The 15,963-nt window shown below is 44.4% G+C and carries 7 protein-coding genes; all 7 read left to right on the top strand.

Translation table 11 applies throughout. The features are described from left to right. Positions 1–279 precede the first annotated feature (279 nt). The 7 genes from WS34_RS03315 (at position 280) to phnX (ending at position 15,957) form a co-directional block, all read left to right on the top strand. Positions 280–3,414 carry a SusC/RagA family TonB-linked outer membrane protein gene (locus WS34_RS03315; RefSeq protein ID WP_195203574.1) on the top strand — a complete coding sequence of 1,045 codons (3,135 nt, stop codon included), beginning with the start codon at positions 280–282 and terminating at the stop codon, positions 3,412–3,414. 18 nt (positions 3,415–3,432) lie between these two features. Beyond that, entirely contained in the window at positions 3,433–4,845 is a 1,413-nt protein-coding gene (locus WS34_RS03310) for a RagB/SusD family nutrient uptake outer membrane protein (protein ID WP_162609993.1), read from the top strand. A gap of 454 nt (positions 4,846–5,299) precedes the next feature. Then, positions 5,300–12,028, top strand: coding sequence for an aminotransferase class I/II-fold pyridoxal phosphate-dependent enzyme (locus WS34_RS03305; protein WP_046403143.1), 6,729 nt, complete (start codon positions 5,300–5,302; stop codon positions 12,026–12,028). 99 nt (positions 12,029–12,127) lie between these two features. Next, the gene (locus WS34_RS03300) at positions 12,128–13,363 is read left to right on the top strand and encodes a TlpA family protein disulfide reductase (protein WP_286693614.1); all 1,236 of its coding nucleotides are present in this window, start codon (positions 12,128–12,130) and stop codon (positions 13,361–13,363) included. Positions 13,364–13,485: 122 nt separating this feature from the next. Beyond that, a complete protein-coding gene (locus WS34_RS03295; protein WP_013613206.1) occupies positions 13,486–13,719 on the top strand; it encodes a hypothetical protein in 234 nt (77 codons plus the stop codon). A gap of 98 nt (positions 13,720–13,817) precedes the next feature. Continuing rightward, the gene (locus tag WS34_RS03290) at positions 13,818–15,131 is read left to right on the top strand and encodes a DUF5690 family protein (RefSeq protein WP_046403139.1); all 1,314 of its coding nucleotides are present in this window, start codon (positions 13,818–13,820) and stop codon (positions 15,129–15,131) included. Between the two features lie 40 nt (positions 15,132–15,171). Beyond that, positions 15,172–15,957, top strand: coding sequence for a phosphonoacetaldehyde hydrolase (gene phnX / locus WS34_RS03285; protein ID WP_046403138.1), 786 nt, complete (start codon positions 15,172–15,174; stop codon positions 15,955–15,957). The last annotated feature ends 6 nt before the right edge of the window (positions 15,958–15,963 follow it).

The raw sequence follows: 15,963 nt of genomic DNA, 5'->3' as shown, positions 1-15,963 counted from the left end.
TATGAGGAGTATGACGAGGAAGAAAAGATGATTTTCGGTATTGTGCGGGTCGGTGAAAAATCCCTGACCTATGGAGGAAAAAATTTGCAGGAAGTGAAAATGGATTTTAAAAGAGTAATCGAAGAAGCTATAAGTTAGCGGTAGGAAAGAAAAGCTAAAAAAGGGGTTCCCTTGTCCGGTGACGGATAAGGGAATTTTTTTGTTGATGATTTTCCAAACCTTATTGATAAAAAATGCGAATACTAGTGAAAAAACGAATCTTTCTAACCTGGAAAATTTATGAGACAAGAAATGGAGAAAACGGTTTTGAAAGGAAGACACGGAGGTTGGTCGATATGGCTATCTGTAGCTTTCGGAATGGTATGGCTTTTATTGCTTCCCGGACAGTCGGTGGCTAGGGTTCCGGGCAGTAGGGACAAACAACAGAATGCGGAAACGTTGCGGGTTGTTCACGGTAAGGTAACGGATGAGAACGGAGCTCCGATTGTGGGGGCGAATGTTTGGATAAAGGGGACTATGGTAGGAGTGGCTACCGATGTCAACGGGGATTATACCTTGCGGATAAACCCTGAGGCGAAGACGTTGAGTGCTTCATTTATCGGTTATTCAGAGGCGGAGAAGACGATTATGCCGGGAATCGAGGTTTATAATTTTACTTTAAAGCCGGAAGCCAGGAAGCTGGACGAGGTTGTGGTGGTCGGGTACGGTACTACCCGGCTCAGGGATTTAACCGGTTCGGTATCTTCTGTCGGGGCTGCTGATCTGGAAAAGGAACCGGTGATGAATGTCGCTTCTGCCTTGCAGGGGAAAGCGCCGGGGGTTCAGGTGTCTATGGCTTCGGCGAAACCCGGTGAACCGGTGAAGATCCGGGTGAGGGGATCCACTTCGTTGGAAGGTACCAATGAACCTTTGTATGTGATCGACGGTATTCCGGCCGAACAAGCCGATATGATCGCCATAAACCCGGATGATATTCAGTCGATCGATATATTGAAGGATGCTTCGGCAGCGGCTATTTATGGGTCGAGGGCCGCTAATGGCGTGGTATTGATTACAACCAAACGGGGGATACAGAATGAAAAGCCTCAGCTGAATCTGAAGTATTTTACCAATTTCGATACCCAGATAGAGAATTTCAGCATATTGAATGCGAATGAATTCCGGAATGTCATGATGGATGCTGCAATCAATACGTTAAAAGTGGATCCGACCAATGAAACGGCTTTGAGCATTAAAGAAGGGACTATCCTGAAGGATGCCGATACAGATTGGTATAAACTATTGTCACAGAAAGCTTCAACGAACAGTGTGGAGCTTTCGGTGAGGGGAGGAAGTTCAAGACTGAAATATTTTACTTCCTTCGGGATGAGTTTCCAAAATGGAGTATTGAAAGGGGATGACCTGAAACGGTATACCGGGCGGATCAACCTGGATTGGGATGTGACTTCGGTATTGAAATTCGGTACCAATGTAAGTTTGGCGTATACCGATCAATCCCAGGAAGGACAAGGGTTGTGGCAGATCAAACAGTTTCGTCCGGATGTCCCGGTTTATGCAGAGGACGGTAGTTATTATAAGATCGGTACGACAGATAATCCGGTGGCCAAAACGAAGATTACCAACCGGAACGATGTTTATCGGTTTAATGGGACGGTATTCGGAGAGGCCCAGATTATTCCGGGACTTCGTTTTCGTTCAACTTTCTCTGTAGCTAAGAACTTTAATTTCACCCACCAATATTATCCCAGTTTTTTACAGGAAGGTAATTATTATAACAATTATACCGGTAAAGCTGTACGGGGAAGTAGCGAATCGGTACGTACCCTTTGGGATAATACATTGAAATATGAGGGGACATTTAAGGAGATACATGCTTTGGATGCTTTGTTCGGAGTCTCGTTCGAGCGTTACAAGGCTGGTGATTTCAGTGCTACCGGTGTCGATTTTCCGATGGACAAAATCTTGAATAACCTGAGTAGCGCTACAACTCCTTACGATGTAAGCGGGAATTCGTCCGGAAACGGACTGATTTCGGTCTTCGGACGGTTTAACTACCAATTGATGGAAAAATATCTTTTCACTTTTACGGCTCGTTTCGACGGTTCGTCGAAATTCGGTTCGCACAATAAATACGGTTTTTTCCCCTCGGGGGCTTTTGCCTGGAAAATCGATCAGGAACCTTTCATGAAGGATATTGAAGAAGTGAACGAATTGAAATTAAGGCTTTCGGCCGGAGTGACGGGAACACAGAATATCGGTAATTATAACAATAAGGATCTTTATGGCCCGAACGATTTTCTGGGAAAACCGGGAATTATCCCGACAACCCTGGGAAATAACGATTTACGCTGGGAACGGACCAAGCAATTCGATATCGCTGTCGATTATGCTTTGCTGGATTACCGGTTGAGCGGATCTATCGGCTGGTATTATAAGAACACCAACGACCTGTTGTGGTATATCGATTTTCCGACTTCACTGCAACCCTTCAGCGGGATGTATAAAAATGTCGGACGGGTACAGAATAAGGGATTCGAGTGGATCGTCGATGCAAAGATTTTTAGGGAGACGGAGGTGAAATGGGACGTTACTTTTAATCTGGCCGTTAACCGCAATAAGGTGAAATCTTTGGTATCCGAAGGGGCACAGGATTGGGCCGGTAAAGGTGTGGTACAGGGAAGCGGTACCGAAGTACTGGCCGAAGGACATCCGGTGGGAGCTGTTCTGGGGTACCAGACCGACGGTATATTCCAGTCCTGGACACAGATCGAGGAATATAATAAAAAGGCACAGGAGCTGAGTAACGGGACTGCCACTTATTATTATAGCAGCGAGACCAAACCGGGACAGATTATTTACCGGGATGTGAATGGAGACGGGCATATCAGCGTGAAAGACCGGGTGATCATTGCTAATCCGGAACCGAAATTTCAGGGGGGATTTTCTTCCAATGTGTCCTGGAAAGATTTATCCCTGTATCTGATGTTCAATTATTCGGTAGGTGCAGAACGCTTGTATAACAATACTTTGCAAAATATTTCCGGTTCGTTGAACAACCTGATCGATTATAACCTTTACAACCGTTGGTCCGAACAGAATACGTCTTCCCGTTTACCGGCTTTATATGTCGACGATCCGGTTCCGGCGACGAATAATCTGGAAGTACACAAAGCTTCTTATTTGAAGCTGTCGCATTTGCGGATCCAGTACAATTTGCCGGTATTGTGGGATGCCAGGTATTACAAAGGGGGACAGGTATATTTCGCTATCGCCAATCTTTTCACTATCACCCGCTATCCGGGAATCGATCCGGCAACGGTAGGTAGTGCTACGGCTAACTACGGAGGAAATTACGATAGTGATATTTATCCGGGTGTCCGTTCTTATACAATCGGGTTACGACTTAATTTTTAATTATTAGCACGAATGCTTATGAAAAAGATATTTATCCTTTTGATGGTCGGTAGTCTGCTGTTTTCCTGCCAGATTACGGACGTCCTGAACCAGGAGCCTCCGCATAATCTGACTCCTGATAATGCGATTACGGATGAAAAGTCGGCAGAAACCGCTTTGACCGGTATTTATGGAGAACAGATCGGGTATGAGTCTTATATGTCGATCGGAAATCATGCAATGACTGCCGGTATTTTGCAAAGAAACGACAATCCCGGCGTGGTTGTGAGTATCTATTATATCGAAAACCGTTTGCCGGAACTGAATCTGGTGGGGGCGGCATATACTCCTTTTTGGGATGCTTTTAATACGATTATCAATTCGTCGACGAAATTACTGGCTGTTTTGGAAGGAATGAGCGATAATCTGTTTACCGATGGACGGAAAACCACCATGATGGGAGAGATCCGGTTTCTGCGGGGGTGGTATATGTTCGATTTGTTGAGGATGTTCGGGGAATATGATAAATTGGACAGTAAATATGGGATGATCATCCGGGAGACTCCCCCTACTTCCGATGATGTCTATAAAGCCCGTTCGACGGTTCAGCAGACGTATGATTTTATCCTGAAGGATATCGAGTATGCTATATCGAACGCCCCGGATTTTACTTCTTCGGATTTTGCGTCGAAAATGGCTGCCAAGGCTCTTAAAGTGAAAGTACTTTTCTATATGGGGAAATACAGTGAGGCTTTAGAGGCTGCCAATACGTTTATCGGTGACGGAGAACGGGCATTGGTGGCCCCCTATTCGGCTGTTTTTACTGATTTTTCTAATCAGGAGCTGATCTATACCCGGGGATTTGCAGGGACAGATGAAGTGAAATATCAGGCCACGCGGGTACAGGCGTATTATAATGAGGGGAAATGGGGACCTACGGAGTCTTTTATGGAACTGGTCGGGGACGATCCCCGGAAAACGGTTATCCTGAAAAATGGAGTCGGGGATGTTTTCGGACCTCAGCAGACGATTCGGAAAGCTTCGAATGCAGAAGGAACAATGCCCACTTACCTGATGCGTTATTCAGAGATTTATATGATGAAAGCCGAATGTGAAGCCCGTACCGGGAAAGGAGATCCTTTGGCTACCCTGAATGCTTTACGTTCCGGTCATGGATTACCGGCTATTACGGGAGTGACCGATATATTACAGACGATCTATCAGGAATGGATACTGGAAATGGGGTTCGAGAATGGGCATGAATGGTACGCTACCTGGCGGATGGGAGTGGATCAACTTCTGGAAACCAATCGGGCTGTGGCTGAAAAAATGGCTACTGCCGCCGATCCCGAATTGTATAAAGCCAATTTGCCTTATAAACGGATTTATCCGATTCCTTCGAGCGAAATCAATGCCAATAAGTTGATGGAACAAAATCCGGGGAATAATTAATGGCCTGATTCAGGACTGGGTTTTTGTGGTTGAAGAGAGAATCGTGATAAAGTGGATTTTATTGCGATTCTCTTTTTTGTCGGAAAATAGCCCGGTACCCCCGTCTCCGTCCTTTATTGTTAAATATTATACAGTTGTTGGAAGGAAAGTTTACTCAAACGTTTTCCTTTAAAATTTTCACGTTTCTTTAACAAACCGGCCGGTTTTCGTATATTAATTCTTAATATTGTACCTGAAAATATGAAAGACAGAAACCTATGATGACTGTAATGATGAAGTTGACGGACAATAATTTTAAACGTAAAGTTACGTTGCGGGCTTCTGTTGGCATAGGGGAAAATATAATAGAATAAAGAAGCTCGCTGAAAGGCGGGCTTTTTTTTGCGATAAAAGTGAAGAGGTTCGAACTGACCGGTTTTGTCATGAAAAAAAGAGTAGAAATTAAAACCATACAATGAAAATCAAAGGAGAACCGAGGGCATTTCTGAGTAATGAGGCCCGACAATTACTGAATCTTTACGAATCGTTAGGGGAACGGGCAGAGATTTTTTTGCCGCGTCATATTTATGACAATCTGACCAGTTTTGTGAAGCTTTGTTTTGAAGAACCCGATGACCCGGCTGTCCAGCAGTCGGAGATCAACCGTTATTTGTTGAAGTTCCGGGAAGATATTCCGGGATATACGGATGTTGCTTTGATGCTTTGTCCGCATCATCCTTCCAAAGCTTTCGAATTGAGTGGAAGGCGGGGAGAGTTTGTGAAGAAGATCGATGAGTTCCTGGATACCGAAGCAGTAAGTCCTGATTCCAGAGTTCTCTTGAAAAATATTAAAGACACTCATGATTTTTCGGTAGGAACTCCTCCTGTGCGCAGTAGCCATATCGAGTTTATCTCCCAGGTACAATTGGGCGGGCAGGTACGCGATTTGCGGAAATACCGGGATGTGATCGGGGTGACCGGTGACCTGAACGAAGCGCATTGGAATTATTTGATGGATACTTTGGAGCAGATGATCGGCCAGAGTACCCATTATACAACCGGGGCTGAGAAGGCCGACTTTCTCAACCGGATGCGTTGGGCGGTGAATTTCAAGGGACTGAACGGTATGATTACGACGGTGGTTTCGGGAAATGCCGATAAAGCGGTCAGTCTGCTCCGGGGAGAAGTATTCGGTAAGAATAGTGTACAAGTGTTGGAGAATCCTTCTACCGAAGAATTGTTCGAACAGATGAGGGTGGATACAACCTCGGTCTTTGTGGTGAAAGCCCGGCATATGCGGGTGAATCCTTTCTCCGGTGAAAAATGGTTTCCTCTGCTGACCCGTCTGGTGATTGTCGACGATTCGCGGGAATCGAGGAGTTCCAATACCTCTCTGGTGTTCTGTTTTCATAACGGGATTATCCATACACTGAATAAGGTACATACCAAGAAATTGGGTTCTCCGGCCAATACGCAATTGAACTTGCGGTTGATTCTGGAAAATGTGAATCCCTCTTTCCTGTCAGAATTCCGGGAAAAAATCGAGCTGCAAATCAAAGCCTACGAGAAAGAGATCAATCAGATTCTGACCGAACAGATCGGGACTACCGGGGATGCGGTGAAACGGTTGAATGTGTTTAAACTGGATATGTTCTCCAGGAAGATCGTTCAGGATAAATATTCCCTGGAAAAATTACGGGATTTTATTTATTTTCTGGAGAATTGCCATAAAGAAGAAAAACGACAGGCACAAACCCGTGAACTGATCGATGAATTCGAAAGCCGGATCCGGCAATACTTTTATTCGGATTGCCCCCAGATTCAGGTGTTGAGTGTATTGGAAGGCGGCGGACGCAACCAGATCCGTACTTATGGACGTTATCTGCTGCAAAAGCCTTTGCACCGACTGGAAGATAAGGTGTATAAAGCTTGCCGGTTGATCCTGAATATTATCCCCAGCAATTATGAACGTACCCTGAAGAATCACTTTCATAAGAATTTCGGCATCAACCTGTTTTTAGAGAAATATCAGGCTTATATCACGAAGATAGATAATGATGCTAACAATAAAGGCCGTTACGATAATTTCCTCAATGACCTGGGGATCCGGGAAAAATACCGGGCCTTGCCTGTGGAGGATCAGCAAATCGTGAAAGAATTCTTATCGGCTTTAGGCAATCTGGAACAGACTTCGGTTTCCGATTCGGTACAGATGATTATCCGGGATCTGTTGTTTCATCCCAATGGAAAGCCGAAACCTTATATTATTTACAATGCGATGCAGGCTTGGGAATATAAGGATTTGCTGCCTGACGATACTTTCGATATCAATCCTTTCGATATCGAAATCGAGAATTTGCCTGACGGGCGTTTAGCCTATGAACGGCTGACGGATAAATTACTCCGTATCAAATCGACGCTGGCTTTATTCGACGATAGTGGCAGCCTTTGGGATTTGTTTTGTGAGAATACGACGATTCTGATCAACGATCCGAATAATCCGACCGGTTATACGGATTTCAATACCGAAGCTTTGAATTCGTTCCTGAAACTGATGAATACTTGTAAGATTACTCTTTTTCTCGACGAAGCTTATGCCGACAGTGTGAAGGTTACGGATAAACATATGCCGAAATGGCGTACGATCTCGCGGTATATCATCAATAATATCAATGCCCAGGCCAATATCCGGGCGGTATCATCGTTATCGACCACCAAGAATTTGTCGGCTACGGGCGATCGGTTAGGGGCTTTAGCGGTGACCCCTCAGGCTGCTGCGGTCGCTGCTTTTGTGCGTCAGCTGAATTCCTGTTCGCACGGCAATAACAACTCTTTACTGATGTTGAATAATTTGCTGGAGACGGCACAGGTAGCTAAAAAAATAAAAGATACGCTGGAAAGCGAGTTACCGAAAAATGCTTCCCGCTTTAAGATCAAAGAGACACTGATCCGGTTTATCAATGAACAGATCGGACGGATTGAAAAATCGAACGCCAATAGTGTTGCAAACCGTCAGTTGCATAAGACCGCCGGATTTGAAGGTAGCCCGTTGTACCTGTTCCTGCTGGATGAGCTGGTAGCTTTGGATAAACTGGATATATTGGCCCTGCCGGACGATTTTAAATACCATAACGAACCTTTCTTCGTTTATTACCAGAGACGGTTGGTGGAAAATCTGAACCGTTTCCGGGTGAATAAGAATTTCCGTTCAGAATCGATGTTACGGATGAGTTGGGCAAAAGAGGTGGCTCAACGGGTTGTAGCTGAATTCGAAGGGACGGAAGTCAGTTGGTTGCCTTCGGATGGTTCTTATTTGTTTAACTTCCGGGTGGGGGAAGGGTTTTCTTATGCCGATCTGCTTTGTTTCTGCCAATATCTGGCGTTACACCGGGGGATTGCTGCTGTGCCCTATCCTACCGGTTTGGTCCGCTTTGCTATCGGAGGTTTTCTTGCCGATACCGAGGAGAGTAAGCAAGTGTTTAAATATGAACTGGAAGACGGTTTTACCATTTTTATGAAATATTGGACACTGTTTGCGGCTAAGCGGTTGGATGCGGCTTATAAGGAGGTGGAAAGCCATACGATTTTGGATGAGATTTTCGCTTATACTAAAATTCAGGAATTGATCGATACGATTATCGGCGATTATCCTTTATCCGCTAAATACCGGAAAGACAAAGCGCCTTCTTTGCAGATCCGTGATATCCGGACCTTGTACCATGCCTCTCCCGAGCGTAGCGGGGTGAGCATTACGACGATCGACCGGTCGGTAAATTCGGTCATCGAATTACATGGCGACAAGATCGGTTCTTGCCGGGATGTATTCGAGTTTATCCGGAGTGCTGCTTTTACGAAGGTATATGAAAATTTACTGGCACAGATTTATAAGCAAGTGCCGGCCATTGCCGACCTGGATTTCAATACGGTAAGTTCGAAATACAGTAAGGCGGTGATCCTGAAATATATCACTAATAAGAAGACGTTCCAGCCCAACTATAATGTACTGGACGATCCGATGGAGAAAAATGTGATGCGGGAAATTCTGATTGAAATGGAGCATCTTCTGTTCTCGGATAGTAAAGTGAAGATTTTAGCTATCGATGCAACCGGAAATCCGGAGTTGGATAAATCGAAATTGGAAGGAATCAATGTGATTATCAAGAAATATATCCGGGAAATTTTATTGCATTTCAATCTGCCGTTTGAAAAAGACAGCCTCGAACCCAGCCGCAAGGAGATTGTCCGGGTAGCCGGAGAAACATTCGAGGAAATCACCGGTATTCGGTTGAGTGACCTGAACCTGCAAATCTGGGTAGATGAATTTATCAACCGTCTCCGCGCTCTGCCCGAATTTAAAGAGACGTTGCTGGCTCAGAAGTGTATGGGGTATATGATGGATTCGATCGCTTCGGGGATGAACAAAGAAAATTTGCCGGTAACCGATAAGATCCTGTTTCTGTATTTATTACATAACGATCATTCTTTCTATCGGCTGGTATCGGCCAAATTGAAGTATTTCAGCGATAAGATCGGAGCTTGTGCGGACAGGGAGGTGAAGATGTTTACAGAGGAGTTTATCACCGAGATATTACCCACCCAATTGAAGGAAATCAACGATTATATCATGCGGCGCCGGGATATTAAGGTGGCTGAGAAAGAGATCCACCGGGTGAGCCGGAAAGTGGTGTTGTTCTATATCAGCATGATCAAGCGGACAAAAGGAACCGATTATTACAAGCGCTATACCCATACGATGGTCCGGCTGGTGGAGACGGCTTTTATGAAACAAAATTCCAGTGTCAACGAGATGGTACAGCACGGTATTTCTATTTATAAAGATTTTGAAATGGAGAATAAGGTGCTGGAGACTTTCGAAGATGGACGGATCGCCTGGATCAACGAACTGATGCAGAAATGCGGTGTCATTTCTTCCGAGCAGCCGGTGCAGGAGCATACCCGTATCGTTACGGATGCTAAGAAACGGGAATATCCGTTCCACAAAGTGGATCGTCCGGGGACTATTTCGAAAAAGCGGCTTGGGGAGGCAGGACCGAACGATTATTTGAAGCTATTGGATTTGCGGCCCGATTCGTCTTTTTTTATCGGTCGTTTGGCCCGGTTTATCGCCAATATGGATTCGGACGATTATCGCTGTAAGGTGGTGAAACACGGCATGGTGAAGGAGCTGGTGATTTTCCAGAAGGGATATATGAAATACCTGACCGATAACTACCGGCTGAATTATACCGAAGACATTCCGATCGAAGATATCACCCGGTTCGTCCCGGATGTGATCAGTTTCCTGGGGGCTCCCGAAAAGCTGATTTCTTTCCCGCAGATCGGGTATTTCGATATACCGGGGCCGAACGGGAACATCAAGACGATCGTTACGCCGTTGAAACAGAAGGTAGATTATTTCGGGGATGTCAAGAAACCACGTCTGACGGTGATCAATGAGAAAATTAAAGAGATCGGCGGTAATCCGCGTCACGGTTCTTTGTTTGCCGTGGAAGAAAACGACGGTAGTATCTTTGTTATCGAGATCAATGGGGATAGTGGGGTAGGGAAGTCGGAAATGATCGCCGCTTTTATCCTGAAATGGTTGCGGAATAACCTCGAGGGGGTCCGTTCGGTAAAACTGATTGCGGGCGATATGTTCCATGAGTTTCAGGATGCCGAAGGTAATCTGTATGGGATCGGTACAGAGGTCGGTGATTTCTCACGGACGACGGATTTCGACCCGGATTATATCAAGTATTATAAGTATCTGTTTGAAAGTAGTGCCGACAGTAATGTCGAAGATCTCAATTCCCGGAGCACGGTGAGCGGTATGTGTGATATCACGATGCCTTATAAGATCGATATCATGCTGAGTGCCGGAAACTATTCGAAGGAGGAAGCAGGTATAACCCGGGTGGACAATCCTGAAAATTTCCTGTTGTATATGGATGCCCATGGGGAGAGGAAAGAGAAAGCGACCAGTCAGGATGGTCCTAATTTCCAGCGTACCTTGAAGCGTTATACGGCAGATAAGAATATTGTAGATGTGATTGCCCGTCATGGTAATTATCTGGATGATATTTTAGATTGGGATTATGTAGAAAATGAAAAGCAATATTATCTGGCTTCTTCGTTCAAATTATTGGATAAGATCGATATTACGGAAGTAGTCGGTCAGATTTTCGGCGGTAAGCAGTTTAAACGGGACGGGGTTGGGTATACCATCCAAACGGTCTCTTTCGATATGATACAGAACCGGTTTATTGCTACCGTATCGTATGGGGAAAGAGAAAGCCGGGAAATGATGATCGACCGGAAGATGTTCAGTGCGATTTTCGATTCTCTGGCCAGTACTCCGGGAGGGCAACCGTTTATTGCTGAGGAAGGACAGTTGGAATCGGTGATGAACCTGGTGAAAATCATGCGCGGAGGGAGCGACGGTAAGGGGAAAGCCCGGAATATTCAATGTGGTATGCTTTCAACGGAGATCGGCAAGAAAGGCCGGGAGATTACCGGACCTCAGAAAGCCGCTATGGAGCTGAAACGGATGATTCAAGAGGTACGGATTACCCGCCCGGAAATCAATGAAGGGAAAATTTGCGTGAAACGCCTGCTGAACGAGAAATATCGTCCTATTTTCAAAGGAGAAATGAATAGTTCGGAATTGTGGCGATATAATTTCTTTATCTATCAGCTGGAGAACATGAAGAAAGCCGACTATCGCCGGATGGACGATATCGACCGTAAGGTAGATATGAGTAATCTGGTGGATTTTGTACCTGTAGACCCGAAGAAAGAATTCAGTCCTTTGTTGGTGAATCCCAATCTGAATATCGAACTGAGTAGTTTCAGCGAGACGTTCGAGGAATTGATGAGTTTGCCGAATTATCCGGAATTTGCGTGTGAATTCGCCGAACATATGGAACAGTTGTATGTCGCAGAGGGATATAGTGAAGAAACGAATATCAATAATATGATCGTACAGTTGTTGCTTCTGGAGGGATATTGCACGACCGAGGACGTGGCTCGTGGTAGTGTCATTGAAAAAGTGAACCGGGAGACGATTGCCGCTGCCAAGTATGCGGTGGTTCGGTATTTGGAAGGCGAACGGGTGAAACGCGCTTCATCCGGTAAACCTGTCGAAAAGATCGCGGCTACCGGTACAGGTAAAAAGGTTGCTACGAAGGGGATACGTAAAAAGTAAAGTATCGGGATTTTGATTTGGGAAGCCGCTTCTTTCCGGGGAGCGGCTTTTTTTTGTTGTTATTTGTTGAAACCTGAAAACATTTTTTATCTTTGTATTATGATGAAGAATGTTTTGTTTTGTATATTAATGATTTATGTGGTTTGTGGCTGTCGGTCACAGCAACCGCAAGAGATTGTTCGGCTTGCTGTGAAAAGCTTGGATGAACTACAGTCTGTGTCGGCTGTCCTGGTCAGTAATGCTGCTTTTGACGGTGCGGAGTTATCGGATGAGCTGGCCAGTCGGATACCTTTTCTCTTTAAACAGGTAGTACGGGATTCGGGTACTTATTTTTTTACCTTCGAACAAATCGATAACCGGGTTTTCTACCGGAACGATCAGCCTTATATGGCTTGTGTATATCTGGATATGTTGCTTGGTACGCGTATTCCTGTTGAACCCGGTGCGAAAAGGTATGATTATTTTGCCCGGATCCAGGAGGAGCTCGATTTGATGCAGCAAATCCTGGATGGTAAGAAACTGCGTGAAGTTGCTTCCGATTCTTCCCGGATCGTCGATGTATGGGTGGAGCGGGCGCCGGATACGCTTTTTAACGGGCAGGATTGTTATGTACTCAAACGGCATAATGATGTCACGCTTATTCCCTCGAAAAGTAATAATGAGTCATGGAAAGCCAATGTAAGATATAAAGTGATGCATAGTTATAATACGTATGCTTTATTTATAGAAAAACATACAGGTTTGCCTGTTTACTGGTCTTATACCAATTCGGGAGATCAGGACGGCAGGAAAATTCCGGGAAACCGGAATACGGAATTTTTGGAAAATATGGAGCTGAAGGATATTCCGGACAGTTGTTTTTATCCTGCTCAGGCAGATAAAATTCGCTATGTCGCTTCTTTCGACGAGTTCGTGCAGGAGGTGAAGGTGGGTGATGAGGCTCCTGCTTATGAATTGACGGATGTCATGACCGGGAAAGTGTATTCCAACGTATCACTGCAAGGCAAGATCGTGGTGATGCAATTTACTTCTACCGGGTGTGTCGGATGTGTATTGGCCCAGCCGTGGATGAATAAATTATATGATCGCTGGAAAGAGCAGCCGGAGCTGTTTTTTCTGTGTGCCGGTCTGCTCAGTGAAAAGGATGCTAAGATTCAGGTTGAAAAATATGAGTTCGCTTATCCGATGACCACTTGTAATCAGGCTTTTTTCTGGTCGTTCGGAGTGCAGGCCATACCTTCTTATTATGTGATCGGAAAAGATAATCAGGTGCTTGCCAGACCACAGTCACACATCGATTTGAAGAATTTTTTAGACAGTTATTTTAATAAATAATTGCGGGGAGCCGGGTTTGTTATCAGGAAGAATGGTAGGCCACAGGAAATAGAACGGAAATTTTTGGTCAAGGGAGATTTCAAGTCACAGGCTTTTCAATCGGTACGGCTTATGATTTTGAAATGAAGAATAGGGTACTGGAGATTTTTAAAGATGGACAGGTCGCCTGGATTAACGAACTGATGCAGAAATGCGGTGTCATTTCCTCCGAACAGCCGGTGCAGGAACATACCTGTATCGTTACGGATGCTAAGAAACGGGAATATCCGGATCGTCCGGGAACTATTCCGGAAAAGCTGCTTGAAGAGACTGTTTCTGGAGGGATATGGCACAACCGAGGATGTGGCCTGTGGTAGTGTCATTGAAAAAGTGAATATCGTCATTATTTCGTCATATTTTTTTAATGTCGGCGTAACATTGGGTTCATAGCTTTGTCACAGTTAAAGACAAGGCTATGAATTTTTCTTTTATCCGGGATCGTAGATCATTTTCAGATTTTATTTTTATTCTGTGGGCAGGAGGAGCGGCCCTGCTTTCTTATTCGTTAGTATATGCATTGCGTAAACCTTTTACGGCTGCTACATTTGATGGGCTGAGTATTTGGGGAATGGATTATAAGGTTGTAGTGACTATTACTCAGATTTTAGGTTATTTGTTGGCCAAGTTTATCGGCATTAAATTGATTTCTGAGTTAAAGGGACAACATCGTTTAAAATTTATTTTGGGGGCGATTGTTTTAGCTGAGTTGGCTTTAGTCGGTTTTGCTATCCTGCCGTCTCCGGGTAATATCTTTGCTATGTTTTTTAATGGGCTGGCTTTGGGATGTATGTGGGGAGTGATTTTCAGTTTTATAGAAGGGCGGCGGGTAACGGATATGCTAGCCAGTTTATTGGGGATTAGCATGGTGATTAGTTCAGGTGCAGCGAAATCCCTGGGATTGTTTGTGATGGACCATTGGCAGGTCAGTGAGTTTTGGATGCCTGCCCTGATCGGTGGTTGTGCTTTGCCATGCCTGGCTTTATTGGGATATGTGTTGCAATCTCTGCCAAAACCTTCCGAAGAAGACAGGGCTTTGAAAGCAGAGCGGATGACTTTGGATGGAAGGCAACGCTGGGCTTTATTCAAAAATTATATGCCTTTTCTCTCTATTATTTTAGTCGCTAATTTTTTGTTGGTGGCTTTACGGGATATAAAGGAAGATTTTCTGGTGAAAATATTTGATGTTGCGGGGAGTGGTTATTCTTCATGGATATTCGCTCAATTGGACAGTATCGTTACTTTGATTATCCTGATTATCTTCGGATTAATGGTTTTTGTCCGTAATAATATGCGGGTTTTATTGATTTTATTGAGTTTGGTGATTTTGGGCATGCTGACCATGTCTTTTATTTCGTTGAGATATGAGGCATTGCAACTAAGTCCGGTAGTTTGGTTATTTATTCAAAGTCTCTGTTTGTATCTTGCTTATTTGTGTTTTCAGACTATTTTCTTTGATCGTTTTATAGCTTGTTTCCGTATCCGGGGGAATGTCGGTTTTTTTATTGTATTGATTGATTTCATCGGTTATTTAGGAACGGTGATTGTCTTAGCCGTAAAGGAATTTTTAAATCCGGATATCAATTGGTTATCGTTTTATAACCAATTGGCGGGTTATGTGGGTTTGGGATGCAGTGTATTATTTGTCGGTGCTTGGGTTTATCTGTACCGGCGGGCAAAACGAAGAGCGTCTGAAAAGGTGATGCCTCTGGAAACTGCTCATGCTTATTGATTGGTTTTATTCTAATTACAGTAATATTTGATTTAAGGACATGAAAAAAGTTAGTTGTGTCATTATGGATTGGGCCGGAACGGCTGTCGATTTTGGGTGTTTTGCTCCATTGAATGCTTTTTTGAAGGTGTTTCAGGAGCAGGGAGTGACGATCACTTACCGGCAAGCCCGTGAACCGATGGGATTATTAAAGATTGAACATATAAAGGCTATTTTGAAAATGCCTGAAGTGAGTGAAAGGTTTCGTACAGCACATGGACGGGAATGGAATCAGAATGATGTCACAATCATGTATCAGAGTTTTGAGAAACATTTGTTTGCTTCACTTCAGGATTTTACGACTCCTGTTCCGGGAGTTATAGAGACAATGGAACAATTACGTCGTGAAGGGATCCGTATTGGTTCAACGACAGGGTATACCGACGCTATGATGAAAATTGTACAACCCGGAGCTGCTGCTCAGGGATATACTGTAGATTGTCTGGTAACTCCGGATCATTTGCCTGCCGGACGCCCGGCTCCTTATATGATTTACCGGAACATGACAGAGCTGGCGATTCCTTCTGTTGACGAGGTGGTTAAAGTTGGAGATACTATCGCCGATATCCGGGAAGGATTGAATGCAAAAGTATGTTCTGTCGGAGTAATTACAGGTAGTAATGAGTTGGGGTTGACCGAGGAGGAATACAAAACTATGCCTGAACCGGAGTTATATACTTTGAAACAAGAGGTCAGAGAGCGGATGATGGCAGCCGGTGCACATTATGTGCTGGATAATATCCGTGAATTGCCGGACCTGATACATAATTTAATGAATAAAAAATAATAGGTG

The sequence above is a fragment of the Odoribacter sp. N15.MGS-14 genome, assembly GCF_000980245.1.
Lineage (GTDB): Bacteria > Bacteroidota > Bacteroidia > Bacteroidales > Marinifilaceae > Odoribacter > Odoribacter splanchnicus.
The sequence above is the reverse complement of the archived record's forward strand: the minus strand, read 5'-3'. Positions and strand labels throughout refer to the sequence as shown.